The sequence below is a fragment of the Xylanimonas protaetiae genome, assembly GCF_004135385.1.
GTDB classification, from domain to species: domain Bacteria; phylum Actinomycetota; class Actinomycetes; order Actinomycetales; family Cellulomonadaceae; genus Xylanimonas; species Xylanimonas protaetiae.
Window position 1 is genome coordinate 123,265 of record NZ_CP035493.1, and the last position, 26,039, is coordinate 149,303.

22 protein-coding genes are annotated in these 26,039 nt (G+C 73.5%); 12 read left to right on the forward strand and 10 right to left on the reverse strand.

The genetic code is table 11. The features are described 5' to 3' along the window. Positions 1-67: 67 nt before the first annotated feature. The 5 genes from ET471_RS00575 (at position 68) to glgB (ending at position 9,394) form a co-directional block, all read left to right on the forward strand. Positions 68-2,404, forward strand: coding sequence for an alpha-1,4-glucan--maltose-1-phosphate maltosyltransferase (locus tag ET471_RS00575; RefSeq protein ID WP_425356564.1), 2,337 nt, complete (start codon positions 68-70; stop codon positions 2,402-2,404). Further along, entirely contained in the window at positions 2,401-4,173 is a 1,773-nt protein-coding gene (gene treS, locus ET471_RS00580; RefSeq protein ID WP_129186125.1) for a maltose alpha-D-glucosyltransferase, read from the forward strand. The genes ET471_RS00575 and treS overlap by 4 nt, the downstream gene beginning before the upstream one ends. Position 4,174: 1 nt before the next feature. Next, positions 4,175-5,476, forward strand: a complete 1,302-nt coding sequence (locus tag ET471_RS00585) for a phosphotransferase (protein WP_129186126.1) — start codon at positions 4,175-4,177, stop codon at positions 5,474-5,476. Between the two features lie 188 nt (positions 5,477-5,664). Next, entirely contained in the window at positions 5,665-7,083 is a 1,419-nt protein-coding gene (locus ET471_RS00590) for an NCS2 family permease (RefSeq protein WP_129186127.1), read from the forward strand. A gap of 82 nt (positions 7,084-7,165) precedes the next feature. Further along, positions 7,166-9,394 carry a 1,4-alpha-glucan branching protein GlgB gene (gene glgB / locus ET471_RS00595; RefSeq protein WP_129186128.1) on the forward strand — a complete coding sequence of 743 codons (2,229 nt, stop codon included), beginning with the start codon at positions 7,166-7,168 and terminating at the stop codon, positions 9,392-9,394. 67 nt (positions 9,395-9,461) lie between these two features. On the opposite strand, the gene ET471_RS00600 is transcribed toward glgB, so the two are convergent. From ET471_RS00600 to ET471_RS00615, 4 genes are read right to left on the reverse strand one after another with little or no spacing between them, the layout of a single operon-like run. After that, positions 9,462-10,403 carry a tetratricopeptide repeat protein gene (locus ET471_RS00600; protein ID WP_129186129.1) on the reverse strand — a complete coding sequence of 314 codons (942 nt, stop codon included), beginning with the start codon at positions 10,401-10,403 and terminating at the stop codon, positions 9,462-9,464. A gap of 13 nt (positions 10,404-10,416) precedes the next feature. Then, the gene (locus tag ET471_RS00605) at positions 10,417-11,445 is read right to left on the reverse strand and encodes a DUF8094 domain-containing protein (RefSeq protein ID WP_129186130.1); all 1,029 of its coding nucleotides are present in this window, start codon (positions 11,443-11,445) and stop codon (positions 10,417-10,419) included. Beyond that, entirely contained in the window at positions 11,442-12,683 is a 1,242-nt protein-coding gene (locus tag ET471_RS00610) for a hypothetical protein (RefSeq protein WP_165350340.1), read from the reverse strand. Before ET471_RS00610 ends, ET471_RS00605 begins: the two co-directional genes overlap by 4 nt. After that, positions 12,611-13,087, reverse strand: coding sequence for a hypothetical protein (locus tag ET471_RS00615; protein WP_165350341.1), 477 nt, complete (start codon positions 13,085-13,087; stop codon positions 12,611-12,613). The genes ET471_RS00610 and ET471_RS00615 overlap by 73 nt, the downstream gene beginning before the upstream one ends. A 236-nt stretch (positions 13,088-13,323) precedes the next feature. Here ET471_RS00615 and ET471_RS00620 point away from each other — a divergent pair, with 236 nt between their 5' ends. Continuing rightward, a complete protein-coding gene (locus ET471_RS00620) occupies positions 13,324-14,673 on the forward strand; it encodes a coiled-coil domain-containing protein (RefSeq protein ID WP_129186133.1) in 1,350 nt (449 codons plus the stop codon). 87 nt (positions 14,674-14,760) lie between these two features. On the opposite strand, the gene ET471_RS00625 is transcribed toward ET471_RS00620, so the two are convergent. From ET471_RS00625 to ET471_RS00635, 3 genes are all read right to left on the reverse strand, one after another. Next, entirely contained in the window at positions 14,761-15,564 is an 804-nt protein-coding gene (locus ET471_RS00625; RefSeq protein WP_129186134.1) for an alpha/beta fold hydrolase, read from the reverse strand. 36 nt (positions 15,565-15,600) lie between these two features. Then, on the reverse strand, positions 15,601-16,350 hold the full coding sequence (locus tag ET471_RS00630; RefSeq protein ID WP_129186135.1) for an alpha/beta hydrolase: 750 nt from the start codon (positions 16,348-16,350) through the stop codon (positions 15,601-15,603). 112 nt (positions 16,351-16,462) lie between these two features. Next, positions 16,463-16,762, reverse strand: a complete 300-nt coding sequence (locus ET471_RS00635; RefSeq protein WP_129186136.1) for a hypothetical protein — start codon at positions 16,760-16,762, stop codon at positions 16,463-16,465. 83 nt (positions 16,763-16,845) lie between these two features. Between ET471_RS00635 and ET471_RS00640 the strand changes: the two genes are divergently transcribed. The 5 genes from ET471_RS00640 (at position 16,846) to ET471_RS00660 (ending at position 20,820) form a co-directional block, all read left to right on the forward strand. Continuing rightward, positions 16,846-17,808, forward strand: coding sequence for an FKBP-type peptidyl-prolyl cis-trans isomerase (locus tag ET471_RS00640; protein WP_129186137.1), 963 nt, complete (start codon positions 16,846-16,848; stop codon positions 17,806-17,808). A gap of 114 nt (positions 17,809-17,922) precedes the next feature. Then, a complete protein-coding gene (locus tag ET471_RS00645; RefSeq protein ID WP_129186138.1) occupies positions 17,923-18,480 on the forward strand; it encodes a TetR/AcrR family transcriptional regulator in 558 nt (185 codons plus the stop codon). Positions 18,481-18,567: 87 nt separating this feature from the next. Continuing rightward, the gene (locus ET471_RS00650) at positions 18,568-19,176 is read left to right on the forward strand and encodes an SRPBCC family protein (RefSeq protein WP_129186139.1); all 609 of its coding nucleotides are present in this window, start codon (positions 18,568-18,570) and stop codon (positions 19,174-19,176) included. A 4-nt stretch (positions 19,177-19,180) separates the two neighbouring features. Then, the gene (locus tag ET471_RS00655; RefSeq protein ID WP_129186140.1) at positions 19,181-20,377 is read left to right on the forward strand and encodes an MFS transporter; all 1,197 of its coding nucleotides are present in this window, start codon (positions 19,181-19,183) and stop codon (positions 20,375-20,377) included. A 26-nt stretch (positions 20,378-20,403) separates the two neighbouring features. Beyond that, positions 20,404-20,820, forward strand: coding sequence for a Dabb family protein (locus tag ET471_RS00660; protein ID WP_129186141.1), 417 nt, complete (start codon positions 20,404-20,406; stop codon positions 20,818-20,820). Between the two features lie 238 nt (positions 20,821-21,058). Here ET471_RS00660 and ET471_RS00665 read toward each other — a convergent pair whose 3' ends face one another. After that, complete coding sequence (locus ET471_RS00665; RefSeq protein ID WP_129186142.1) at positions 21,059-21,670, reverse strand: TetR/AcrR family transcriptional regulator; 612 nt, start codon at positions 21,668-21,670, stop codon at positions 21,059-21,061. A 70-nt stretch (positions 21,671-21,740) separates the two neighbouring features. On the opposite strand from ET471_RS00665, the gene ET471_RS00670 reads away from it, so the two are divergent. Then, positions 21,741-22,979, forward strand: coding sequence for an alpha-amylase family protein (locus ET471_RS00670; RefSeq protein ID WP_129186143.1), 1,239 nt, complete (start codon positions 21,741-21,743; stop codon positions 22,977-22,979). A 1,193-nt stretch (positions 22,980-24,172) separates the two neighbouring features. On the opposite strand, the gene ET471_RS00675 is transcribed toward ET471_RS00670, so the two are convergent. Both ET471_RS00675 and ET471_RS00680 read right to left on the reverse strand, forming a co-directional pair. Continuing rightward, the gene (locus tag ET471_RS00675) at positions 24,173-25,087 is read right to left on the reverse strand and encodes a DNA-processing protein DprA (RefSeq protein ID WP_129186144.1); all 915 of its coding nucleotides are present in this window, start codon (positions 25,085-25,087) and stop codon (positions 24,173-24,175) included. An 89-nt stretch (positions 25,088-25,176) separates the two neighbouring features. Beyond that, positions 25,177-25,995 (reverse strand): hypothetical protein, encoded by an 819-nt coding sequence (locus ET471_RS00680; RefSeq protein WP_129186145.1) that lies wholly within the window; start codon positions 25,993-25,995, stop codon positions 25,177-25,179. Positions 25,996-26,039 lie beyond the last annotated feature (44 nt).

Here is a 26,039-nt window from a genome sequence, read left to right on the forward strand (position 1 = left end):
GTCTCGCCGTGTGACGCGCCGCGTCCTGAGCGCGCGTCCCTGATGCCCGCTCGTTAGCGTGGTCCGGGTGACGACGAGCACGAGCAGCCTGCCCACCCCCGACCCGACGGCGCCGAAGGTTCCGGGCACGGCGTCGGCGGCCCCGAAGAAGCCCGCGACCCGCCGGAAGGCCCCGGCGAAGGCGGCACCGAGGACCACCACGAAGAGCACCGCGAAGGCCGCGCCGAGGGCCAGGGCCGCCGCGGCCGAGCAGCCGCACGCGACCGCCGCGAGCGCCGCGGTCACCAAGGTCCTGGAGCCGACCTCCCACCACGTCCCGGTCGTCGTCGCGACGCCGGCGCCGCGCCCCACCCCGCACGTCTCCATCGGCCGCATCCCCGTCGTCGAGGTCTCGCCGGTGGTCGAGGGCGGCCGCTGGCCGGCCAAGGCGACGCCGGGCGAGGTGGTGCCGGTCGAGGCGACGGTGTTCCGCGAGGGGCACGACGCCGTCAGCGCGACGGCGGTGCTGCTCGACCCCGCGGGCACGGTGCACTCGACCGCCCCGATGCACGACATCTCCCCGGGCAACGACCGCTTCCAGGGCTTCCTGCAGCCCGACGCCGAGGGCGACTGGACGTTCCGCGTCGAGGCGTGGAGCGACCCCTACGCGACGTGGGCGCACGACGCGACGGTGAAGTTCGAGGCGGGCATCGACCAGGAGCTCATGCTGGCCGAGGGCGTGCTGCTGTTCGAGCGCATCGCCGCCGACGACGCGCAGGCCACGCGCTCGCCCGAGGACGCGCGGGTCGTCGCGGAGGCCGCCCACGTGCTGGCCGACGAGACCCGCCTGCCCGCGGCCCGCCTCGCGATGGCGACGACGCCGGCGGTGCGCGAGGCGCTGACCCGCAGCCCGCTGCGCGACCTGGTGTCCCCGAGCGCCGACTTCCCGCTGCGCGTGCACCGGCGTCGGGCCCTGTACGGCTCGTGGTACGAGATCTTCCCGCGGTCCGAGGGCGCGACCCGGGCCCCCGACGGGACGTGGACGTCGGGCACGTTCGCGACCGCCGCGGAGCGCCTGCCGGCCATCGCCGGCATGGGCTTCGACGTCGTCTACCTGACGCCGATCCACCCGATCGGCACGCAGTTCCGCAAGGGCCGCAACAACACGCTCGACGCGAAGCCGGGCGACCCGGGCAGCCCCTACGCCATCGGCGCCGCCGAGGGCGGGCACGACGCCATCCACCCGGACCTGGGCACGGAAGCGGACTTCGTCCAGTTCGTCCAGGTGGCGGCCGACCACGGGATGGAGGTCGCGCTCGACCTCGCGCTGCAGTGCTCGCCGGACCACCCGTGGGTCACGAGCCACCCGGAGTGGTTCAAGACGCGCGCGGACGGCACCATCGCCTACGCCGAGAACCCGCCGAAGAAGTACCAGGACATCTACCCGCTGTACTTCGACAACGACCCGGAGGGCCTGCGCCAGGCCGTCCTCGACGTCGTGCTCGTGTGGATCGAGCGGGGCGTGACGCTGTTCCGCGTCGACAACCCGCACACCAAGCCGCTCGACTTCTGGGAGTGGCTGCTCGCCGAGGTGCACGCGAAGCACCCCGAGGTCCTCTTCCTCTCGGAGGCGTTCACCAAGCCGGCCATGATGGCCACGCTCGCCCGGATCGGGTTCCACCAGTCGTACACGTACTTCACGTGGCGCAACGGCAAGGACGAGATCCTCGAGTACCTCCAGGAGGTCTCGGGCCCGTCCGGCTCCGTCATGCGCCCGTCGTTCTGGCCGACGACGCACGACATCCTGCCGCCCTACCTCCAGCACGGCGGCGTCGGCGGCTTCGCGGTGCGCGCTGTGCTCGCCGCGACCGGCAGCCCGACGTGGGGCGTCTACTCCGGCTACGAGCTGGTCGAGAACGTCCCGCGCCCCGGCGTCGAGGAGCAGGTCGACAACGAGAAGTACGAGTTCAAGCCCCGGTCGTGGGGGCACGCCGACGACATCGGGATCTCGCTGCTGCTCGGCAGGCTCAACCAGGTCCGCCGCGAGCACCCGGCCCTCCAGCAGCTGCGCAACCTCTCGGTGCACCACGCGGAGAACGGCAACGTGCTCGTCTTCTCGCGCCGCGTGCGGGCCGAGCACCTGCCGCTCGCCGCGGGCGGAGACACGACGCAGGTGGCGGGGCACACGGACGACGTGATCCTCGTGGTCGTCAACCTGGACCCGTGGGGCACCCAGGAGTCGACGATCCACCTCGACCTCGCCGCGTTGGGGCTCACGCCACCGCCGGGCACCGACGGGTCGGCGCCGTTCTTCGTGGCCCACGACCTGCTCACGGGCGACTCGTTCCCGTGGGGCGCGCACCCGTTCGTCCGGCTGGACCCGCGCCACCAGGTCGCGCACGTGATCCAGGTGGGCCTGGGATGACCACCGCGGAGGTCCCCCGGCCCGTGACCCAGGCGCTGCCCGTCCAGGCGCTGCCCCCGAAGCGGCAGCCCGAGCCGCCCACCGCGGGCCGGCCCGGGCTGAGCGACGACCCGGACTGGTACCGCAAGGCCGTGTTCTACGAGGTCATCGTGCGCGCCTTCAGCGACTCGCAGGGCACGGGCACGGGGGACCTCCGCGGCATCATCGACCGCCTCGACTACCTCCAGTGGCTGGGCGTCGACGCGCTGTGGCTGCCGCCGTTCTTCCCGTCGCCGCTGCGCGACGGCGGGTACGACGTCAGCGACTACACGGCGATCGCGCCGCAGTACGGCACCACGGCCGACTTCACGGAGCTCATCGAGGAGGCGCACGCGCGGGGCATCCGCGTCGTCGTCGACTGCGTCATGAACCACACGAGCGACCAGCACCCGTGGTTCCAGGCGTCGCGCTCCGACCCCGACGGGCCGTACGGCGACTTCTACGTGTGGTCGGACGACAACACGCGCTACCAGGACGCGCGCATCATCTTCGTCGACACCGAGACGTCCAACTGGACGTTCGACCCCGTGCGGCGGCAGTACTTCTGGCACCGGTTCTTCAGCCACCAGCCCGACCTCAACTTCGAGAACCCGCGCGTGCAGGACGCCATGCTCGACGTCGCCCGGTTCTGGCTGGGCATCGGCGTCGACGGGTTCCGCCTCGACGCCGTGCCGTACCTCTTCGAGGCCGAGGGCACCAACTGCGAGAACCTGCCCGAGACGCACGCGTTCCTGCGCAAGCTGCGGCGCATGGTCGACAAGGAGTACCCGGGGCGCATCCTGCTGGCCGAGGCCAACCAGTGGCCCGCCGACGTCGTCGACTACTTCGGCACGCAGGACGAGCCCGAGTGCCACATGTGCTTCCACTTCCCGGTGATGCCGCGCATCTACTACGCGCTGCGCGACCAGCGGGCGCGGCAGATCGTCGACATCCTCGCCGACACCCCGCAGATCCCCGCGCAGGGCGGCCAGTGGTCGACGTTCCTGCGCAACCACGACGAGCTCACGCTCGAGATGGTCAGCACCGAGGAGCGCGCGTCGATGTACGGCTGGTACGCGCAGGACCCGCGCATGCGCGCCAACGTGGGCATCCGGCGTCGGCTCGCGCCGCTGCTGGACAACTCCCGCAAGGAGATCGAGCTCGCGCACGCCCTGCTGCTGTCCCTGCCCGGCTCGCCGTGCCTGTACTACGGCGACGAGATCGGCATGGGCGACAACATCTGGCTGCCGGACCGCGACGCCGTCCGCACGCCCATGCAGTGGACGCCGGACCGCAACGCCGGCTTCTCGACGGCGGACCCCGGCAAGCTCTACCTGCCGCTCATCCAGTCGCTCGTGCACCACTACAGCGGCCACAACGTCGAGGCACAGCTCGCCCAGCCGACGTCGCTGCTGCACTGGGTGCACGGCATGCTCGCGGTGCGCCGCCTGCACCCGACCTTCGGGACGGGCGCGTTCGAGCACCGGGAGGCGGACGACGAGGCGATCCTCGCGTTCACCCGCACGTCCGACGAAGAGACGCTCCTCGTCGCGGCGAACATGTCGGCCACGGCCCGCTCCTCGACCGTCAAGGTCACGGGGTACGCGGGCTGGACGCCCGTCGACGTGTTCGGCGGGGCCCGCTTCCCCGCGGTGGCCGACGACGGGACGCTCACGATGACCTGGGGCTCGCGCGACTTCTACTGGCTCACGCTCACGCCCCCGACGACGCCCCGACGGCGGACGGCGTGAAGTGACCCTCCACGTCGTCGCGCCCGGGACGCACCTGCCGGCGGAGGTGACCGACCTGGTCGCCGCGTGGGCGCCCGGCCGCCGCTGGTACCCCGGCGGGGCGACGGGGCTGCCGACGCCGTGGCTCGAGGTCACGTTCGCCGCGGCGTCCCCCGCCGACGACGCCCCGGACGTCGTCGTCGCGCTGCTCCTGCTCGGCGCGACCGTGCTCCAGGTGCCGCTCGTCGTGGGCCCCAAGGGCCGCGCGGAGGACGGCGACCCGGGGTACATCGGCACGGCCGCCGGCCTCGCGGTGCACGACGGCGGCGTCCACCCCGCCGCGTGGGCCGCGTACGTGCGCGCCGCGGGCCTCGACCCCGACGTGACGGGCGGCCGCGCCATCGCGGGCGAGCAGTCCAACACGTCGGTGATCCTGCCCGCCGTCCGCCCCGACGGGGCACCGCACGGGGCGATGCTCAAGATCCTGCGCACCGTCGCCGCCGGGGCCCACCCCGACGTCGTCGTGCCGCAGGCCCTGACGGCCGCCGGCTTCACGGGCACGCCGCGCTACCTCGGCGCGGTCGAGCTGCCGGCGGCGCCGCAGCTCGTCCACCGCACCAACCACCTCGCCGTCCTCGCGGCCCTGGTGCCCGAGGCGCGCGACGGCTTCGAGCTCGCGTGCGAGCACGCGCGGGCCGGCGAACCCTTCGACGCCCTCGCCGCCGACCTCGGCGTCGTCGTCGCGCGCCTGCACGCGGCGCTGCGCGAGACGCTGCCGACGCCCGTGACGCTCGACCCCGCCGCGTTCGTCACGGGGCTGCACCTGCGCGCCGACGCCGCGCTCGAGGCCGCCCCCGCGCTCGCCCCGCACGCCGACGCCGTCCGCCGCGTCCTCGACGACCTCCGCGCCCACCTGACCCCCCTGCCGCTCCAGCGCATCCACGGCGACCTGCACCTCGGGCAGGCGCTCCACGGCTCCGGCGGCTGGCAGGTGCTCGACTTCGAGGGCGAGCCGCAGCGCCCGGTCGCCGAGCGCACGGCGCCCGACCTGCCCGTCCGCGACGTCGCCGGCATGCTGCGCTCCTTCGACTACGCCGCCGCCGTGGGCGGTGCGACCGACCCCGGCTGGTCGGCCCGGGCGCAGGCGGCGTTCCTCGACGCCTACCGCGCCGAGGTGGGCGACCGGCTCGACGACGCCGTCCTGCGCGCGCTCGTGCTCGACAAGGCGCTCTACGAGGTCGTCTACGAGACCCGGCAGCGCCCGCACTGGGTGCACATCCCGCTGGGCGCCGTCGAGCGCCTGCTCGCGGGCGAGCCCCGCTGACGCGTGGCACGCCCCGCTGACGCGCCGCACGCATCACATCGGGACGCCGCGGCGGCCCCCGGCACGCCAGACGCCGCAGGACGCGTGACCGCGCACCGACACTTCTAGGCGTGTCTGCGCCCACCACGTACAAAAACGCAACCCCCGCCGCCCCGCCGACCGCGCCCAAGAAGCCGGTCCTCGAGCGGATGTTCCGCCTCACCGAGCACCGGACCACCGTCCGCGTCGAGGTCATGGCCGGTCTGACGTCCTTCTTCGCCTCGGTCTTCACCGTGCTCGCCATCCCCGGCATGATGGCCGGCGGTGCCGCCGCGGCCGTCGGCGACGCCGGCGCGAACCCCGCCGTCGCGAACGCCGTCTACATCGCCGCCGTGCTCAGCTCGGTGCTCGGCTCGCTGCTCCTGGCGTTCCTCGCGAACCTGCCGTTCGTCCAGGCGCCCGGCATGGGCCTCGGCTCCTACCTCGCCTTCACCGTGATGCCGGCCATCGGCGTCCTCGCCGCACCCGACACGCTGACCGCGCCGCAGGTCTACCAGATGGCGCTCGCGCTGGTCTTCGTCTCCGGCTCGCTGTTCGTGCTGCTGTCGGCCACCGGCGTGCGCCAGCGCATCATCGACGGCATCCCGCGCAACATCAAGGTCGCCCTCGGGTCGGGCATCGGCCTGTTCATCACGCTGCTCGGCCTGCGCCAGGCGGGCATCACCGTCGCGAGCCCCAGCACGTTCGTCACCCTGGTGGACTTCGCGAGCTGGAACCATCCCGACGCCGCCGTGCGCAACCCCGTCATCGGCGCGGTGCTCGCCCTCGTCGGCCTGTTCGTCATCGCCGTCCTGTACGCGCGCAAGGTCAAGGGCGCGATCCTCATCGGCATCTTCGCGACGACGGCGCTGTCGTTCCTGCTCGGCCACTCGACCGTGCCGGAGGGCTTCAGCTTCAACCTGGGCCAGCAGTGGTCCGACTTCGCGACCTACTCGTTCTTCACGCTCGACTTCGGCACGTTCGCCACGCTGGGCAACGTGGGCCACGTCGTCACCGTCGCGCTCGCGATGGTGCTGGCCCACACGCTGGTCAACTCGCTCGACTCGCTCGGCACGATCTTCGGCGTCGCGTCGGCGGCCGGCATGGTCGACGAGAAGGGCAACGTCGTCGGCCTGGAGAAGGGCCTGCTGTCCGACGCCATCGGCACCGCGGGCGGCGCCCTGCTCGGCTCGTCGTCCACCGCCGTCGTCGTGTCCTCGGCGTCGGGCATCAAGGAGGGCGGGCGCACCGGCCTGACCGCGCTGACGACGGCAGGCATGTTCCTCGTGGCCCTCGTCGCCGCGCCGGTCATCCCGCTCATCCCGCTCGCGGCGACCGCTCCGGCGCTCGTCTTCGTCGGCTGCCTGATGATGTCGCAGATCAAGGAGGTCGACTTCTCGGACCTCACCGAGGCCGTCCCGGCGTTCCTCGCGATCGCGATCATGCCGCTGACGTTCTCGATCGCCAACGGCATCGCGTTCGCGCTCATCTCGTACGTCGTCATCAAGGTGGCCACGGGCCGCTGGCGGGAGATCAGCTGGCCGGCCGCGGTCATCGGCCTGCTGTTCGTGCTGCAGTTCCTCGTCTGACCGCGGCCCTGCCACGCCCACATCGCGGTCCGGGCACGCCTTGGACACGCGGTCCCTACCCCACCGTGGAAAGGTGAGCAGCATGACCATCGGCTCTGCCAGCACGCCCCCGCCCGCCCCCGCCGTCGACCAGGGCGCCTTCTACGCCGTCGCGCAGGGGACGACGCACGACCCGCACTCGGTGCTGGGACCGCACCTCATGCCGACCGCCGCGGACGGGTCGGCGTGGGCCGTCGTGCGCGTGCTGCGCCCGCTCGCGGACGAGGTCGTGGTCATCACCGCCGACGGCGAGACGCCGGCCCGGCACGCGGCCGCGGGCGTCTGGGAGGCCGTGGTCCCGGCGCTCGTGACCGCCGACGGCGCGGAGCACGCCCCCGACTACCGGGTGCGCACGCGCTACGGCACGGACGAGCAGACGCAGGACGACCCGTACCGGTTCCTGCCCACCCTCGGCGCCGTCGACCTGCACCTCATCGGCGAGGGCCGCCACGAGGAGCTGTGGCAGGCGCTCGGCGCGAACCTGCGCCGCTACCCGAGCGCGCTCGGCGACGTCGCGGGCACCGGGTTCGCCGTGTGGGCGCCCAACGCGCGCGCCGTGCGCCTCATCGGCAGCCACAACCGTTGGACGCCCGTGCACCCGATGCGCTCGCTCGGCTCGACGGGTGTGTGGGAGATCTTCGTGCCCGGCGTCGGCGCGGGCACCGTCTACAAGTACGAGATCCTCGGCCCGGACGGCCAGTGGCGGGCCAAGGCCGACCCGATGGCCAAGGGCACCGAGGTGCCCCCGGCGACGGGCTCGGTGGTCGTCGAGTCGTCCCACGAGTGGGACGACCTCGCGTGGATGCAGGCGCGGGCCACCAAGGACCCGCACTCGGGCCCCGTCTCCGTCTACGAGGTGCACCTCGGGTCGTGGCGCCCCGGGCTCGGCTACCGCGAGCTCGCCGACCAGCTCACCGACTACGTGGTCGAGCAGGGCTTCACGCACGTCGAGCTCATGCCCGTCGCCGAGCACCCCTTCGGCGGCTCCTGGGGCTACCAGGTGACCGGCTACTACGCCCCCACCTCGCGGTTCGGGCACCCCGACGACCTGCGCCTGCTCATCGACCGCCTGCACCAGGCCGGCATCGGCGTCATCGTCGACTGGGTGCCCGCGCACTTCCCCAAGGACGACTTCGCCCTGGCCCGGTTCGACGGCACGGCGCTCTACGAGCACCCGGACCCCCGCCGCGGCGAGCAGCCCGACTGGGGCACGCTCGTGTTCGACTTCGGGCGCCGCGAGGTGCGCAACTTCCTCGTCGCGAACGCGACGTACTGGTTCGAGGAGTTCCACGTCGACGCGCTGCGCGTCGACGCCGTCGCCTCGATGCTCTACCTGGACTACTCCCGCAACGACGGCGAGTGGTCGCCGAACCAGTTCGGCGGGCGCGAGAACCTCGAGGCGATCTCGTTCCTCCAGGAGGCCAACGCGACGGCGTACCGCCGCTCCCCCGGCGTCATGATGATCGCGGAGGAGTCGACGGCGTTCCCCGGCGTCACCGCGCCGACGTCGCACGGCGGCCTGGGCTTCGGCTTCAAGTGGAACATGGGCTGGATGAACGACTCGCTGCGGTACATCGCGGAGAACCCGATGTACCGCCGCTACCACCACGGCGAGCTGACGTTCTCCCTCATCTACGCGTTCTCCGAGCAGTACGTGCTGCCCATCAGCCACGACGAGGTCGTGCACGGCAAGAGCTCGCTGCTGCGCAAGATGCCCGGCGACCGCTGGCAGCAGCTCGCCGGCGTCCGCGCGTTCCTCACCTACATGTGGACGCACCCGGGCAAGCAGCTGCTGTTCATGGGCTCGGAGTTCGGGCAGGACGCCGAGTGGAACGAGAACGTCGGCCTCGACTGGTGGCTGCTCGACAACCCGTCGCACGCCGCCGTGCAACGCCTCGTGCGCGACCTCAACGCCCTCTACAAGGCCACGCCGGCCCTGTGGGAGCGGGACTTCACGCCCGACGGCTTCGAGTGGATCGACTCGAACGACGCCGACCACAACACGCTCGCGTACGTGCGCAAGGGCCTCGACGGGAAGCCCGTCGTCGTCGTGGTCAACTTCGCGGGCGTGCCGCACGAGGGCTACCGCCTCGCGCTGCCCGACGGCGGTTCCTGGCGCGAGGCCCTCAACACCGACGCCGAGATGTACGGCGGGTCGGGCGTCGGCAACCTCGGCGCGATCACGGCGGAACCGGTGCCGTGGCACGGCCGGTCGTACTCGGCGTCGGTGCGCGTGCCCCCGCTGGGCGCGCTGGTGCTGACGCAGGACTGACGCAGGAACGCCGAAGGGCCCCGGGGAGACCCGGGGCCCTTCGGCGTCCTCGCCTCGGCAGAGGTGCTCAGTACAGGTACAGCGCGAGCCGCTGGCGTGCCTTGAGCACGCGCGGGTCGGTGGGGCCGACCACCTCGAAGTACTCCACGAGCCGGACGCGCAGCTTCTCCTTGGTGTCGGCGTCGGCCGCGGGCAGCAGCTCCAGCAGGCGGTCGAAGGCGTCGGCGACGTTGCCGCCCAGGACGTCGAGGTCGGCGACGGCGAGCTGCGCGTCGACGGCGGCCGGGGCGTCGGCCGCGGCCTTGCGCGTGGCCGGCAGGTCGGCGTCGTGGGTGCGCTGGAGCAGGCGCACCTGGGCGAGGCCCGCGGCCGCCATGGCGTCCTTCGGGTCCTGGCGCAGCGCCTTCTCGTACGCGGCGACCGCGGCGTCGTAGTTGCCCGCGTCGATGGCGTCGAACGCCTCCTGGTGCAGAGGCGGCAGCTCCGGCTCGGGCTCGGGCTGCGGCGCGCCCTCGGGGGCGTCCGCGCCCTGGGCGGGGACCCTGCCCGTCACGCCGTTCTGCTCGGCGGCGGCGAGCACCTGGTCGAGCACGTCGCGCACCTGGTCCTCCGCCGCGCCGCCCTGGAACAGCGGCAGCGGCTGGCCCTGGAGCACCGCGACGACCGTCGGCACGCCCTCCACGCGGAACGCGGCGGCGATCTGCGGGAAGGCCTGCGCGTCCACGCGCGCCAGGAGGAACCGGCCCGCGTACTCGTCCGCGAGCCGGCCGAGCATGGTGCCGAGCTCGGCGTTGGCCTGGTCCGTGGGGATCCACAGCAGCACGACGACGGGGTACGTCGACGACGCCTGCACGACCTGGGGGAACGACTCCTCGGTCAGGTCGAGGACGTACCCGCCGGCGGCGGGCGCTCCCCCCGGCGTCCCCGGGGGCGGGGACTGCGGACGCTGGAGCGCGGACAGGTCGACGGCGCCGCGCGTCGAGAACGCCGGCTCGGGAGGAGTGCTCATGGCCCCTATCTTGTCAGCCGAGCGACGCGGACGTCTGGACGTGCGAGTAGCCGACCAGGATGACGGGCTGGTCCGAGCCCGCGGGCGGCACGTACAGGGCGATCATGTCGGAGAACCCGCCCGTCACGCGGTTGGACTCCCCCTGGCCCTGCAGGAGCGCGAGCGCCGTGTTGGTGCCGGGCGTGATCCTCGCGCCCGCCATGGCCTCCATGACCTCGGTCCCGTCGAGGGCGGCCATGACGACGGCGCCGCCGTCGGCCGTGCGGACGGTCTTGATCGCGGTGTCCGGGCGCGGCGTCGCCGAGAACGTGTACGTGCCGTTGACGCGGTCGCCGGCGAGCAGCGCCGCCTGCGTCTCCGCCACGGTCTTGAGCAGCGCGCGGAACGGGTCCTCGGTCGACGGCTCGAACGTGCCCGCGAACGCGGACCCGTCGCCCGTGGTGAGCAGGTCGGCGTACTGCGCGACGACGTCCTGCGGCGTGACCTTCAGCGACGTGTCGTCCGGGGCGAGGATCTCGCTGCCGAGCTTGGCGTCGGCGAACGCCGGCATGCGGATGCCGGGCCGCAGCTGCACCCAGCCCCACAGCTTGTACGGGTCGCGGGGCGTCTCCTGCACGAGGGCGAGCATGCGCTGCGGCTGGAGCTGGTCCGTCGGCTCCGTGATGGCGAACGACGTCCGCGGCCACGTCTCGGTGGTCGGCAGGATGATCTGCTGGTACGCCGTGGGCAGCTCGGTGATGAGGTCGGCCGACCCGCGCACCTTCGCCACCTCGATCTGGCTGGTGCGCACCGCGAGCGCCGGGCCCGTCACGCGGGCCGCGAGCTGCGCCGGGTCGAGGGTCTCGGTCGCCGCGGCGATCGCCGCGTTCATCGACTCCAGCACCGTGGTGTTCTGGTCGAGCGAGAGCGCCGGGCCCGACGCCGCGGCGTCGGGCGTGGGGGCCGGCGGCGCGGACGAGCAGCCGGCGACGAGGAGGCTCGACGCGGCCAGGACGGCCGCGACGGCCAGGCGCCCAGGCTTGCGGGTGGTGGTCGCGGTCATCGGGCGCCTCCCTCGGTGTCGTTGTCGGTGGGTCGGTCGGCGGACTCGGGGTCGAAGCCCCAGGCCTGACGCCAGGCCTGCGAGCGGCTCGCGCGCGGGGGCGCGGCGGCCGGGTCGGCCGGCGGCTGCGGGGCGGCGGGCCGGACCGCGGGGATCTGACCCGTCAGCGCGCGGAGGCGGCCGGTGATGCCCGTCTGCTCGGCGGCCTTGCGCGCCTCCTCCTGCGCGCGCAGCTCGCGACGCGTGAGGCGGGGCAGCGAGCCGGTCGCCGTCGGCGCCTCGGCGGCGGCGTCGCCCGGCACCGCCGCGGGCGGGGCGGACGGCGGCGTCGGCTGGGGCGTCGCCTGCTGCGTCGCGGCCGGCTGCGGGGCGGGCGGCTGCGGGGCGGGCGCGGGCCACGCCGCGGGGGCGGGCGCCTGCGCCGGGGCCGGCGATCCGCCGAAGACCGGCGCGAAGCCCCAGCGCCGTCCGGCGGGAGCGGGCTCCTCGGCGGAGACGGGCTCGGCGGGCGTCCCGGGGGCGGGCGTGTCAGAGGCGGGCGCGACGGCGGCGGGGGCCTCCTCGGGGGCGGGCTCGCTCGCCTCGGCGCGGCGGCGCGAGCGCCGGCTGATGAGCGCGGGACGCGACGGGCGCTGCGCGGGCTCGTCGCCCGCCGCGCCGGCGTCCACCGGGGCGTCGGCCCCACCGGCGGCCGAGGACTCGATGCCTGCGGCGGACGCCGAGGACTCGGTCCGGTCGGCGCCGTGCGCCGCGGGGGCGTCCGGGGCGTCCGCGGGCGCGACGTCGGACGGCGCCCCGTCGCCGGCGCCCGGGGTGCGCAGCGACACCGGCCAGCGCCTGCCGAGGCTCGCGGCGACGCCCGCACGGCCGGCGTCGGCGCCGTCGGCCGTCGCGGTGCCGCCCGGCGTCGCCGGCTCGGTCGTCCCGAGCGGAGCGGTCCCCGCGCCGTCGGCGGCGGGCTCGGCCGGCGTCGTGCCGCCGCGCCGCGCGAGCAGCAGGAAGAGCCCCGCGAGCAGGAGGAGCGCGCCGACGCCGACGCCCGGCCAGAGCCACGGCGTGGACGCGTCACGCGGCCAGGTCAGCTCGATCTCGGGCGCCTGGGCGCCCTCGCCGACGCCGGCGGCGAGGAGCGACCAGCGGCCGGGGCGGTCGGTCCAGCGCAGGCTCACGCTGCCCTCGCCGGTCGCCTCCGCGACCCACATGTCGCTGCCCGCGGGGTCTGCGCCGACGCCGGGCACGGGGGCCTCCTGGCCCTCGGGGCGGCGGGGATCTCCGGGGTCACCGGGGAGGTCGCGAGCGTCGTCCAGTCGGACAGGCCGGTCACCTGCGTCGAGTGGTCGATGCCGACCCAGCCCTCGACGTCGATGTCGCGGCCGATGGCGACGGACACCGTCCCGCCGTCGGGCACGGTGGCCCGGACGGTCACGTCGGGGCCGATGAGCTCGAGCACCCCGGGGTCGGTGACGACGAGCGTGCCGTCCCCCTGCGGCGCCGCGGACGCGACGACGGAGTCTGACTCCCGCCACACGGTCGCCGAGGCGACCCCCAGGCCAGCGGCAGCCAGCCCCAGGACGATCAGGAGGATTCCGAGCAATCGACGCAGCACCGACTGTTCCTTCCGGTTGGAGCGTTCGGACGACATCCCAGGATAAGGACGCCAGGCGGTCCACGGTCCAGGCGAGCGTCAACCGACCGCCTTCTCGCAGCGCAGGGACCGTATCTGCACCAGTCCTTCACGCGGGCGGACCGCCGCCGACGGCGTGTCGCCTTGTGACGTTTCGCCCGCTTTGCACCCAGCGTCCCGGTGTCGGGTGCCTTGCCGGGCCACTATCCTGGCGCGAGCGCCATCCTCGCACCCACCCTCACGGAGGTCCCGTCGTGTCCGACGAGCGCACGCTCTTCCCGATCACCATGCGTGGTTACGACCGCGCCCAGGTCGAGAACCAGCTCGCCCGCCTCGAGCAGTCTGTCGACGAGGCGCGCCGCGCCGTCGCAGCCTCGGACGAGCGCGCGATGCAGCTGCAGTCCGAGCTGGCGGAGGCCCAGCGTCTCCTGCGCGAGCAGGACCGTCCGTCGTACTCGGGCCTCGGCTCGCGCATCGAGCAGCTCCTGCGCTCGGCGGAGGAGCAGTCGGCCGACGTGCTCACGCAGGCCAACCAGCAGTCGGCCGACGTGATGGCCCGCGCGAAGCTGTCCGCCGGCCAGGTGCGCGCCCGCGCCGAGGCCGAGGTCGCCGAGCTGCTCGCGGCAGCGCGCCGCGAGGCCGAGGAGATCCGCACGACGACGGGCGCCGAGGCCGAGGGAACCCTGCTCGGCGCGCAGCGCCGCGCCGAGGAGCTCGTGGGCTCCGCCGAGCGCGAGGCATCCCTCATCGCCAGCACGATCCAGGCCGAGGAGTCCGAGCGCCGCGCGAGCCTCGAGCGCGAGCTCGGCGTGCTGCGCTCGTCGACGGAGCGCGAGGTCACCGAGCTGCGCCTCGCCACCGAGCGCGACACCGCGCAGCTGCGCGCGCAGGCCGCGGCCGACGCCGCGACCCTGCGCCAGGAGGCCGAGGCCGAGGCGAACACCCTCCTCGAGTCCACGCGCCGCGAGGCCGCGCGCATCATCGCCGAGGCCCGCCACCACGCCACCGAGGCGTCGCACACGGCCGCCACCGAGCTCGAGGAGCTCCGCGAGGCCGCCCGCAAGACGCTCGCCGACGCCGAGCTCGACGTCGCGCAGCGTCGCGAGCAGGTGGAGCGCGAGGCGGCCGAGCGCCACGAGCTCGCCAAGCAGCAGACCGACCAGCTCATCCGCACCGCGGAGGAGCACGCGTCGGAGGCCGAGAAGCGCGTGGCCGTCGCGCTCCAGCAGGCCGAGAAGGTGCGCGGCGAGTCCGACCAGTACGTCAAGGAGCTCGTGGCCGACTCGCGCCGCACCGCCGACCGCATCGTCGCCGAGGCCCGCGCGTTCGCCGACCAGACGGTCAACGACGCCCGCGCCGAGTCCGAGGCGCACCGCAGCGCGGCCCAGCGCCAGTTCGAGGACCTCTCGCGCAAGCAGGAGTCGATCAACACCTACCTCGACGAGCTGCGCGGCCTGCTCGGCTCCGAGAAGGAGGCGGCCCAGGTCCTCGGCACGGTGAGCGCGCCCGCGACCGAGGAGCCCGCGGCAGAGCCTGCCGCCGACGAGTCCGCCGGCACCCCGGCCGAGGACGTCGCCGAGGCCCCGGAGGCCACGAAGGCCTGAGCCTGCCCACAAGAACGGACCTGAGAGAACGGGCCTGCGGCGTCTGCCGCAGGCCCGTTCTCGCGTTCCGGGAGTCCGTTCTGGCGGTCAGGCGCGCCGGCTGCGCACCACGCGCCGGTGCAGCAGCCCGAGCGCGGCCGCCACCGACCGCGGGTCCTCCAGCGCGCTGAGGTGCCCGACGCCGGGGACGACGGTCAGCGCGGCGTCCGCCGCGGCGTGCAGCATGTGCTCGGCCTCGTCCAGGGGCGTCACCTTGTCCTCCGCGCCGACGACGACGGCGACGGGCCCGCCGAACTCCTTGAGGACGTGCGTGCGGTCGGACCGCCCCGCCATGAGGCGCAGCGCCCAGGCCAGGCCGCGCGGCGCCTGCGCGTGCACCCACGCGTCGAGGGTGGGGAGCAGGTGGCGACGCTCCTTGAGGCTCGTCTCCCCCAGCAGCTGCCCGGGCAGCGCGAGCACGGGCTGGAGCGACTGCCCCATCTCCATCTCGCGGGCGATGCGCAGCCGGTTGGCGCGCGCCTCGGGCGAGTCGGCCACCGCCTTGGTGTCGACGAGCCCCAGCCCGGACACGAACCCGGGGTGCCGCTCGGCGAGCGCGAGGGCCACGTACCCGCCCATCGACAGCCCGACGACGACGGCGTTCGCGATGCCGGCCTTCGCGAGCGTCTGGTAGACGGCGTCGGCGACGAGGTCGAGCCGCGGCGGGATGCTGCCGAACTCGGAGTACCCCTGCCCGGGCAGGTCCACGGCGACGGCCCGGACGTTCGCGGGCAGGGCCTCGGCGGCGGGGATCCAGATGCGGTGGTCGAACGGGAAGGCGTGGATGAACACGATCGGTACGCCGCCGCCGTCGTGGAGCTCGTGCAGGGCCAGCTGTGGCAGCGGGGTCATCATCGTCCTCCGGGGTTCTGCGGATAGGTCCGGTCGTCAGTCGCCGACGGCGGCCGACACGGTGCTGGTCTCACCGTCCCACGTCGTCGGCAACGGCGCCTGACCAGGCACCACGTGCGCGACGATCTCGTCCAGCACGCGCCGGACGGCGGGCTCGCCGACCCACAGGTGCTTGGCGCCGTCGACGCCGATCACCTCGGCCTGCGGGACGCGCGCGAAGCGGCGGCGGGCCTCGTCGGGCTGGAGGTAGTCGTCGTGCTCGGGCACCAGGACCACGAGCGGGCGGCCGAACGCGGCCCAGCGGTCGAGGTCGGCGTCGGTGGCGCGGTGCAGCGGCGGGGACAGCAAGACGGCGCCCTCGATCGAGGGGTCGTCGCCGTGCTTGAGGATGAGCTCGGTGCCGAACGACCAGCCGACGGCCCAGCGCCGCGGCAGGCCGTGGAACTGGGCGAACTCGTAGGCGGCCTCGACGTCGTAGCGCTCGGCCTCGCCGCCGTCGAACGTGCCCTGCGACGTGCCGCGCGGCGAGGCGGTGCCGCGCGTGTTGAACCGCAGGACGGCGAGGCCGGCGAGCGCGGGCAGCCGCCACGCGGCCTTGCGGAACACGTGCGAGTCCATGTAACCGCCGTGCGTGGGCAGCGGGTGGAACGTCACGAGCGTCGCGGCCGGCTCGGCGTCGACCGGCACGGCCAGCTCCCCGACGAGCGTCAGGCCGTCGCGGGTGTGCAGCTCGACGTCGTCGCGCTGGGCGGGCAGGACGGTGAGCGAACGGATCTCCTGCGGCACCCGTCCAGCGTAGTCGGGCGGGACGCGCCGCCAGGCGCAGCAGGGTGCGACGTTCGCGACAGCAGGCTCGGCGCCGCCGGGGCCAGAGCAGCTGGGCTCAGCGCAGGCGGGCTCAGCGCAGGCGGGACCGGCGGTCCCAGCAGCTCGCGTGCCAGTGGCGGCGGGCGTCGAGCCCGGCCGACTCTCCCCCGAAGGCGTCGCGCGACCAGGCGACGACGTGCGCGGTGCCGGACGCGATCTCCTGCTGGCAGCCCGGGCACCGGAAGGTCTTCTCCCCGCCGCGGACCTTGCGCACGGCCCACTCGCCGTCGTCCGCGGAGACGTGCTGCATGCCGCCGGTCGCGCGGTCGAGGTCGAGCGGGACGTGCTCCGCGCCGTACGGGCGACGCGACGATCGGCGGGAGGAGGGCATACCCCTATCTTCGCCGAAGTCTGGGTAGGTGGTTCGGGTTCGCCCGCTAGCATGACCGCGATCCCGACCGAAGGACTTCTCCCGTGAACTACCGACTTCCCGTCCGCGCCGCTGCGCTGGCGCTCGCCGCCGCCCTGGCCCTGACCGCCTGTGGTTCCGGCTCGGCCTCCGACTCCGGTGCCTCGCCGTCGCCGACCGCGACCGCCGCGCCGTCGCCCAGCGCGGCCGACGTCGCCGCCGTCGCCGGCATCAAGATCGAGGGCGACGCCGGCGCCGAGCCGACCCTGACGTTCGACGCGCCGCTCTCGGTGTCCACCCCCACGGCGCGCCTCGTCGACAAGGGCGACGGCGAGCCGCTGCAGGACGGCCAGAACCTCTCGGTCCACTTCGTCGCGTTCAGCGGCGAGGACGCCTCGCGCGTCGGCTCGACGTGGCAGGAGGGCCAGGGCTCGACCGACCAGATCACCCTGGGCGACCCGAGCCTCGGCGTCATCAACGACGTCCTGACCGGCCAGAACGTCGGGGCGCGCGCCCTCGTTGCCAACCCGATGACGGCCCAGGACGGCACCGTCACGACGTCGATCATGCTGCTCGAGGTCGCCGCCGCGAAGACGATCCCGACGCGCGCCGAGGGCGAGGCCGTGACGCCGGCCGAGGGCCTGCCGACCGTCACGCTGGACGACTCGGGCAAGCCGTCGATCACGATCCCCGAGGGCTACCAGGCGCCGACGGAGCTCGTCGCGCAGACCCTCATCAAGGGCTCGGGCCCGGCCGTCGAGGCCACCCAGTCCATCACCGCGCACTACACCGGCTGGAAGCTCGACGGCACCGTCTTCGACTCCTCCTGGGAGCGCGGCACGCCCGCCACGTTCAGCCTGCAGCAGGTCATCCAGGGCTGGACGCAGGGCCTCGCCGGCCAGACGGTCGGCTCGCAGGTGCTGCTCGTGATCCCCGCGTCGCTGGCGTACGGCGAGGCGGGCGCAAGCTCGCACGCGCTGGCCGGCGAGACGCTGGTCTTCGTCGTCGACATCCTTGACGCGAACTGATCGCTCTCTGACGCACGCCGAACGGGCGGTCTCCCCTCACCGGGGAGGCCGCCCGTTCGGCGTTCCCGGCAGCGGGGGTTGCGTCGGCGCGTGAGTGAATGTACAGTCACTCACATGAACCGCACGACGCTCTCCACCGCCGAGCTCCGCAAGCCGGTCGTCGCCGCGGCAGCCGTCCGGGAGTTCGCCCGCGGCGGCTACCACGGCACCACCATCGCGGACGTGGCCCGCGCCGCGAAGATCTCCCCCGCCTACGTCATCAAGCTGTTCCCCGCCAAGGAGCGGCTCTTCGTGGCGGCGCTCGAGACGTGCTTCGACCAGGTGGTCGAGGCGCTCGCCACGGGCGCGGACCACGCGGCCGACCCGTCGCCCACGGGCCTGCTCGACGCGATGGGCGGCGCTTACGCGCACCTCATCGCGGACCGCACGCTGCTCATGCTCCAGGTGCACGCGCAGTCGGTGGCCGACCTCCCCGAGATCGGCGAGGCGCTGCGCGCCGGCCTGCAGCAGGTCGTGGACTTCGCGAAGAGCCGGTCGCGCGCCTCGGACGAGGCGGTGCAGCGGTTCGTCGCGTACGGCCAGCTCTGCCACCTCATCGTCACCGCGCAGATCGACGACGTCCCGGACGCCTGGGCCCGCCTCCTCACGGAGGGGATCCGGCACCCCGGCTGACCGCACCTGGGCCCGCCGTCCCGGCGGGTTCTTCTCTGCCCATCATAGTGAGTGATTGTTCACTCTATTTGCCGAACGGAGACCACCATGAGCACCACCGACGCCGTCCCCACCACCATCGACGAGTCCGCCACCGTCGTCGTCCGCCGCGAGGTCCGCATCGAGGCCCCGGTCGACCTCGTGTGGCGCCTGCACACCGACGTCGCCGCCTGGCCGTCCTGGCAGACGGACGTCGAGGCCGCGCACGTCGACGGCCCGCTCGTCCCGGGCGCCACCTTCCGCTGGAGCACCCACGGGCTCGACGTCGCCTCGACCGTCTACGCCGTCGACGCGCCGCGCCGCATCCTGTGGGGCGGCCCCGCGCAGGGCATCACGGGCATCCACGAGTGGACCTTCACGCCCGACGGCGACGCGACGATCGTCCGCACCGCCGAGTCCTGGGAGGGCGACCCCGTCCGGGCCGACGCCGAGAACCTGCGCGCCGCGCTCGACGCCTCCCTCGGGTCCTGGCTGGCGCTCCTGCGGGGCAAGGCCGAGGCCAAGGCCGGCAAGCGCGCGAAGAAGGCCCGCCGACGCCGGGCCGCGAAGGTCCTCGCCTGGACGTCGCTCGTCGTCACCGGGCTCTTCGTGCTGGCCGAGCCGTGGCTGCTGGTCCCGGTCCTCACGTTCGCGCTCGCGCTCAGCCTGTGGGACTGACGCCATGACCACGCAGACGCTCCGAGCCGAAGTCCTCGGGGCTCAGGCCCCGGGGCGCCCCGCCCGCGCGGCTGTCCTCGCGGCGGCCAGCCTGACGATCATGGCCCCGGCCCTGATCGCCCCGAGCCTGCCCGCGATGGCCGGCCACTTCAGGGACGAGACGCTCGTCCGGCTCGCCCTGACCGTCACGTCGCTGGCCATCGCGGTCGGCGCCCCGCTCGCGGGCGCGCTCGCCGACCGGCTCGGGCGCCGCCTGGTACTGCTCGCGGGCCTGGTGGCGTACGCCGTGGCCGGCACAGCAGGACTCGTCGTCACCGGCCTGGGCACGCTGCTCGCCACGCGGGCCGCGCTCGGCCTCGCGGTCGGCGCGGTGACGACGGCGGTCGGCGCCCTGATCACCGACTGGTTCACCGGACCGCGACGCGCCACCTACCTGGGCTACCAGCAGGCGGCAGCGAGCCTCGGCGGAGTGGTGCTCCTCCCCCTCGCCGGGCTCCTGGCCGACGTCGGCTGGCGGGCGCCCTTCTGGCTCTACGCCGTCGCGGCGCCCGTCGCCGGGCTGGTCCTGGCCGCCGTCCCGCGCTCGGGCTCTGCCCGCGCCGAGGGACGGCGCCCGGCAGCCTCCGACGCTCCGGCGCCGGGCACGAACGGGCGCGTGCTGGGGCTGTACGCGCTCGCCCTGGTCGCGACCGCCGTGTTCTTCATGGCCCCCACCCAGCTGCCCTTCCTGCTGGGCGGCCTGGGCGTCGGGCCGGGCGTCGTGGGCGTCGCGATCGCCGGGTCCACCCTGACGAGCCTGGCCGGCTCGCTCGCGTTCCCGGCCGTGCGGCGTCGCCTGTCGCCGACGGCGATCACCCTCGCCGCGCTCGCGCTGCTGGGCGTCGGCTGGGCGCTGATCGGGCGGGCCGACGGGCTCGGGCTCGTCGTGGCGGGGCTCCTCGTCGGCGGGATCGGCGTGGGGCTCACCGTGCCGAACCTCAACCTCCGCCTCGGCGACCTCGCCCCGGCGGGCCGGCGCGGCCAGGTGCTCGCCGGGCTCGTCGCCGGCATCTTCCTCGGGCAGTTCCTGTCGCCGCTGGCGGCCGGGCCGCTCGTGGCCGCCGTCGGGCCCGACGGCGCGTTCACCGCGGCCGGGCTCCTCACCACCGCGGGCGCAGCCCTCGCCGCCCCGTTCCTCCTCCGGCCGCACCGCGGCCGCTGACCCACCACCCTCGAAAGGAAACGACCATGATCGTCCACGGCAACCGCTTCACCATCAAGCCCGGCGTCACCCCCGAGCAGCTCGAGGAGGCCCTCGAGAGCCTGCGCAACCAGGGGCGCGTCATCCCCTCGGTGCGGTCCTTCGTCGTCGGCCGCGACTTCGGCGGCGAGTACGAGTGGGGCGCCAGCTTCGTCATCGACGACCTCGACGGCTACTGGGAGTACCTCGTCCACCCGGCGCACCGGAACACCGACCGCGTCGGCCTGCCGCTCGTCGACAGGTTCGCGTCGTTCGACATCACCGACGACGCCGACCCCGAGGCGGGCGCCAAGATCGCGGCGCTGCACCAGCGGCGCTACGAGAGCGACGCGGCGCTCACGCAGCTCGTGTCGGACCTCGGCGAGTACAGCGGCAGCGCCGCGCCCGGCCCGCACGCGGGCTGACCTCCCCCGCGGGGTGCGCTCACGCAGAGCGGACCCCGCACCCGCGGGCTCTCGAGCCCGTGCGCCGCGGCCCTCGCGGAGTCGACCCCTTCGGGCGACCCGCGGGGGCCGCGGCGTTCTGTGGCGGAGGCACCTCCTCCCGGCGGAGGCACCACGGCGTGCGGCGTCGGCCCGGGCGGCCTGGTCCTCCCGCCGGTGCCGTGGGAGGCACCCAGCGCGCGGCGCCGTCGCCAGGCGATCAGGCCGCCCAGTCGCCGAGCGCCCCCTCGAGCGCACCGAGCGCCGCGTCGATCACGGACCAGCGGTCGTCCGCGGGGCAGCCCCGCTCGACCCAGCGCAGGCACACGGCGTCGAGGAACCCGTAGTAGCCCCACAGGGCGTACTCGTGGCGCGCCTGCGCGCTGGGCGCGAGCAGCGCGCGCAGGCGGTCGACGTAGGCGGTGCGGGCCGCCGCTCGCAGCGCGGCCGCCGCGGGCGGCTCGCCCCCGGGCTGCCGGTGCGGCATCGCCCACGCCCCGGGACGCGCGGCGATGTGGTCGAGGTAGACGATCACGGCGGCGCGCAGGCGCTCGCGCACGGGCACGCCGTCGTCGAGCTCGGCGAGCGCCGCGACGAGCGCGCTCCCCAGCGCGTCGACGCCGGCGCGCACGACGGCGGCGTACAGCTCCTCCTTGCCCGCGAAGTACCGGTAGAGCAGCGCGTCCGACGCGCCCGCCTGCGCGGCGACCGCACTGACCTTCACGTCGGCGTAGGGCTGCGCGGCGAAGGCCTCGGTGGCCGCGGCGAGGATCGCGGCGCGGCGGGCGTCGGGATCGAGGCGCTGCCTCGGCTTGCGGTCGGTCCTGGCCATGGTTGACATGGTACCGACTACTGAACTAACTTCACTAACCTTTAGTGAATCGCTCTCAGTAGGAGGTGTCATGGCTCGCGACGAGCAGCCGGTCTGGTGGCACGTGTACCCGCTCGGCTTCTGCGACGCGCCGATCCGCGACGCGGACCCGGCACCCGCCACGCGCCTGCGCCGCTTGCTCGGCTGGCTCGACTACGCCGCGGACCTCGGCGTCACCGGCCTCCTCCTGGGCCCGGTGTTCGCCTCGCAGTCGCACGGCTACGACAGCCTCGACCTGCTGCGCATCGACCCGCGCCTCGGCGGCGACCAGGACTTCGACGACCTCGTCGCCGCATGCGGCGAGCGCGGCCTGCGCATCGTGCTCGACGGCGTCTTCAGCCACGTCGGCGACCGGCACCCCTGGCTCGTCGACGCGCTGGCGCACGGCCCGGACAGCGAGCACGCCGGCCTCTTCGACATCGTCTGGGACGCCGACGGCGGCCCCGCTCCCCGCGTCTGGGAGGGCCACGGCGCGCTGGCCCGCCTCGACCACGCCTCCGCGCAGACGGCGGACCACGTCGTCGACGTCATGGAGCACTGGCTCGCGCGCGGCACCGACGGCTGGCGGCTCGACGCCGCCTACTCCGTCGACACGGCGTTCTGGGCCCGCGTGATCCCCCGCGTCCGCGCCCGCTTCCCCCACGCGTGGTTCCTCGGCGAGGTCATCCACGGCGACTACGCCGCGTTCGTCGAGGCGTCCGGCGTCGACACCGTCACGCAGTACGAGCTGTGGAAGGCGGTCCGCTCGTCGATCGCCGACCGCAACTTCTTCGAGCTCGACTGGACGCTGCGCCGCCACAACGAGCTCCTCGGGCACTTCACGCCTCAGACCTTCGTCGGGAACCACGACGTCACGCGCGTCGCCAGCGCCGTCGGCGCCGACCACGCCGTGACGGCGGCCGCGATCCTGCTCACCGTCGGCGGCGTCCCGTCGGTCTACGCCGGCGACGAGCAGGGCTTCACCGGGGTCAAGGAGGACCGCCTCGGCGGCGACGACGCCGTCCGCCCCGCGTTCCCGGACCGGCCCGAGGACCTCGCCCCCTGGGGCAGCTCCGTGCACCGCGCCCACCGAGAGCTCCTCGCGCTGCGCCACCGCCACCCGTGGCTCACCACCGCCACGACCACGACCACGCACCTGTCCAGCACGCGCTACGCCTACCGGACGACGTCGCGCGACGCCCAGGACTGGCTCGACGTCGAGCACGACCTCGACGCGGGCACCTTCGTCAGCGACCGCGCGGGGCGCATCGTCTGGCGGCATGCGGCCTGAGCGGCCGGCTCGAGCACGCGACGAGGCCCGGAACCGCCGGTTCCGGGCCTCGTGTCAGCCGCGAAGGTGAGGGACGGTCAGAAGTCCCAGTTCTTGCCCTGAGGGGCTGGGAGGCGCGGGATTCCACCGATTCTGCCGTATGCCGAAGGCGCCGTGCCACCTGCGCGCCACTCATGGTTCGGACCTGTCTGCGAATGCGCTGCCCGCTGAGGACCCGCCCGGACCATGTGACACCAGGCTACTCCGCGCCCGAGGTCGGATCACGCGCCCCACCCGCAGGTGAGCCACGCCCACAGGCTATGGTGCCGCCGTGGTGTCTGTCCGGTCCCCTTCCGTGCATCACCCCGAGCGACACGCGGGTCACACGACTACGACACCAAGATCACTGACACCGTGGCACGAGTCGGGCCGGGATCGGCGGAGAGACTCAGGTCAAGGACATGGCCCCTGCGTCCAGGGGCAGATCTCGGGGTCGAAGTCCGGTGTCGACAAGTGCCTCCTTGCCCACTGCTGCGTGGTCTGCTCCCATCCCTCGGAGAGCCAGCGAGCGAGCACCAAGAGCGAGACTTGGGTGGCGCCAGCCGCGCGTAGTGCTAGTGCCGCTGATGTGGCGTGCCCGCCACCAGTCCACGTGTCGTCGATCACGAGCACGTGACGTCCCACACCGCTAGCGCTCGCTGTGTAATGGGCTGGGTTGACCTCCCGGGGATTCGACGAGGCCGTGGCGGCGGTCAGGGTGACTTCGATCGCTTCGGGTCGCGCCAACTTGCTCACGATGTCGTTGAGCGGGTGCGTTGGCTCGCCGGGCCTTGGAGGAAGCGATGGGACTGTCGCCCACGCCGAGACTCGGGTGCCAGTCAAGGCTCCCGGACACTGGACGTGGCCCAGGAGGCCGAGTGCTGACATCAGGGCGACCGTTTGGCGGTGGACCTGCGACGGGATGTGCGGGTTCTTGTATCCGCGCATGAGGTGCCCGGACTGGGTGATCGGGGCGAGGTAGCTTGCGTAGGCCATCACTCCGAGCAGGTCTGGACCATCGGCGTAGGACATCAGCGTGCGGCAGCGTCCACACACGGGCCGTGACAGCGTCGGCGTGAAGCATCGGGCGCACGTGCCCTCTAGCCGCGGGTTGCGGAGGAAGCCGCCGGCCGTGGCCGTGAGCGCTGGTTTGACCCGGGCTACGCGCGGGTCTGTCACAGGCCGGCGCCCAGGAGGTCAACCAGGAGGCGGTCGACCTCGTTCTCCTTGTCGAGAACTGAGCCGATCTGGTCCAGCGCTTCTTGGTATCCGTGAGCTACGTGAACGCCAGGACGGCCGGCGAGAGCCTTTGCCCAATCGTTCGTGGCCACGACGTGGTCAGTGAGGACGACCGGTCGGCCATGCTCAACGGCCATGCGTGCCTGAGCACGAGCGCCGCTCTTCTCGCTAGCCTCCACGACAACTGTGGCGCGGCCGTATCCCGACATAACGGCGTTCCGCATCAGGAAGTTGTGCTGCTGTGGGGGTGCGTCGGGCCAGAACTGCGAGAGAACGAGGCCCCGCTCCATAATCTGACGCTGCAGCGCCCGGTTCTCAGCGGGGTACTGCCTGCTGATTCCCGTACCAATGATGGCAACCGTACGTCCCCCCGCCGCAAGCGCGGCGGTGTGCGCCGCGGCATCGACACCCGCAGCAAGACCAGAGAGCACCGTCACGTGCATACGAGCCAGCGCGTCGGCAAGCGCGGAGGCGATGCCGAGCCCCCGATCTGAGGCCTTCCGGGAGCCGACAACGGCGATCGCGGCGTCATCGGCGAGCAGCTGTCCGGCGGCGAAGAGGAAAGGTGGGGCCTGATGGATCTCCCGGAGGCGCGCGGGGTAGTCCTGGTCGAGGATCCCGATCAGTCGGTAGCCGGCCTCGACCCAGGTCCCGACGTCGGCGAGCGCCTGGTTGTACGCATCAACGAGATCGGGGTCCGGTAGGAGCGACTCATTGGTTCTGTCGTGCCAGACTGCGAGTGCGCTGCCGCGCTCCAGGACGCGCTCGGTCACGGAGGCCCATCTCTCGCCCTTGCGGAGCGTGCGGAGCAGCGCGACCAGCGCGGCGTTCTCCTCCGTTGCTGCGGCCATATGGCCAGAGTAGGCCAGGCTCTGCGTGTGGCTCACCATCGTTGACCTCCAGCATGTCTGATGCCCAGTCTTCCGTCGGCCACTGACACTCATCGGCCGTGAGCTCGGGCACAGAGGACGCAGTCGTCCAGGATCCACCGTGCGGTTCGCTGCTCGTCGTAGATGGCTCGGGTACTTCCGAAGTTGTTGCCGATGTTGAGCTGGCGCCCGAGCGTGACGACCGTTACGTGACGTGCCCCGGCGGCTTTGAGGGCTGCAGCGGCGCTGGCGGCTGACGAGCCGGACGTCCACGTATCGTCGAGCAGGAGGACCGAGGCACCGCCGACGACGTGCGGGTTCGTCGAGTACGCCTCGGGCTTGAGTTCACCGCGCCCCGGTCGGGTTGTACTTCGATCGCGTGCGATGGCATCGAGGCGCCAGTTGAAGATATCGAGGACAGGGTCGTTCGCGACCACGTCGCGCAGGAGATTGCCGAGATGGTCGAACGGGCGGCTCGGGTTGCCTGACGGGATGAGGGTGGCGAGATCGACCCCGCCCGATACACCCTCAATGCAGTCTGCATGCTTGCCTACGAACAGGGTGAGGAGGGACGCCAGGGGCATCCTCAGCCAGTTGACGTTGCGATCCTTGTAGCGGTGAAGCATCGACTCCAGGCCGGCATCCAGGCTGTAGGTGATCGGTACCAGGGCGTCCACCGCGTCGCCGTAGGTGCGGCACTGCCAGCAAACTGGCCATGCGTTCCCCGCCTCGCGGTAGCTGGACGATCCGTAGCAGCGCTCGCAGCTGAGTGGATGGCGGGGCGCGACCGGGACCAGAGTTTCGCCCTGCTCATCGAGCCAGTCCAGCCAACTCTGCGTACTGTGCGCACGTTCGACGATGGCTGGGCGTGCGAAGTCGCGGTACGCCACTTGGCCTTCACCTCCGGTCGAAGGCTAGTCGACCAGGCAGTGAG

Bases quoted from the DNA above. Each gene is read 5' to 3' on its own strand.
- treS (WP_129186125.1), top strand. From the start codon at position 2,401: ATGACCACCGCGGAGGTCCCCCGGCCCGTGACCCAGGCGCTGCCCGTC.
- ET471_RS00590 (WP_129186127.1), top strand. From the start codon at position 5,665: ATGTTCCGCCTCACCGAGCACCGGACCACCGTCCGCGTCGAGGTCATG.
- glgB (WP_129186128.1), top strand. From the start codon at position 7,166: ATGACCATCGGCTCTGCCAGCACGCCCCCGCCCGCCCCCGCCGTCGAC.
- ET471_RS00600 (WP_129186129.1), bottom strand. From the start codon at position 10,403: ATGAGCACTCCTCCCGAGCCGGCGTTCTCGACGCGCGGCGCCGTCGAC.
- ET471_RS00605 (WP_129186130.1), bottom strand. From the start codon at position 11,445: ATGACCGCGACCACCACCCGCAAGCCTGGGCGCCTGGCCGTCGCGGCC.
- ET471_RS00615 (WP_165350341.1), bottom strand. From the start codon at position 13,087: ATGTCGTCCGAACGCTCCAACCGGAAGGAACAGTCGGTGCTGCGTCGA.
- ET471_RS00625 (WP_129186134.1), bottom strand. From the start codon at position 15,564: ATGACCCCGCTGCCACAGCTGGCCCTGCACGAGCTCCACGACGGCGGC.
- ET471_RS00635 (WP_129186136.1), bottom strand. From the start codon at position 16,762: ATGCCCTCCTCCCGCCGATCGTCGCGTCGCCCGTACGGCGCGGAGCAC.
- ET471_RS00645 (WP_129186138.1), top strand. From the start codon at position 17,923: ATGAACCGCACGACGCTCTCCACCGCCGAGCTCCGCAAGCCGGTCGTC.
- ET471_RS00650 (WP_129186139.1), top strand. From the start codon at position 18,568: ATGAGCACCACCGACGCCGTCCCCACCACCATCGACGAGTCCGCCACC.
- ET471_RS00655 (WP_129186140.1), top strand. From the start codon at position 19,181: ATGACCACGCAGACGCTCCGAGCCGAAGTCCTCGGGGCTCAGGCCCCG.
- ET471_RS00660 (WP_129186141.1), top strand. From the start codon at position 20,404: ATGATCGTCCACGGCAACCGCTTCACCATCAAGCCCGGCGTCACCCCC.
- ET471_RS00665 (WP_129186142.1), bottom strand. From the start codon at position 21,670: ATGGCCAGGACCGACCGCAAGCCGAGGCAGCGCCTCGATCCCGACGCC.
- ET471_RS00670 (WP_129186143.1), top strand. From the start codon at position 21,741: ATGGCTCGCGACGAGCAGCCGGTCTGGTGGCACGTGTACCCGCTCGGC.
- ET471_RS00675 (WP_129186144.1), bottom strand. From the start codon at position 25,087: ATGGCCGCAGCAACGGAGGAGAACGCCGCGCTGGTCGCGCTGCTCCGC.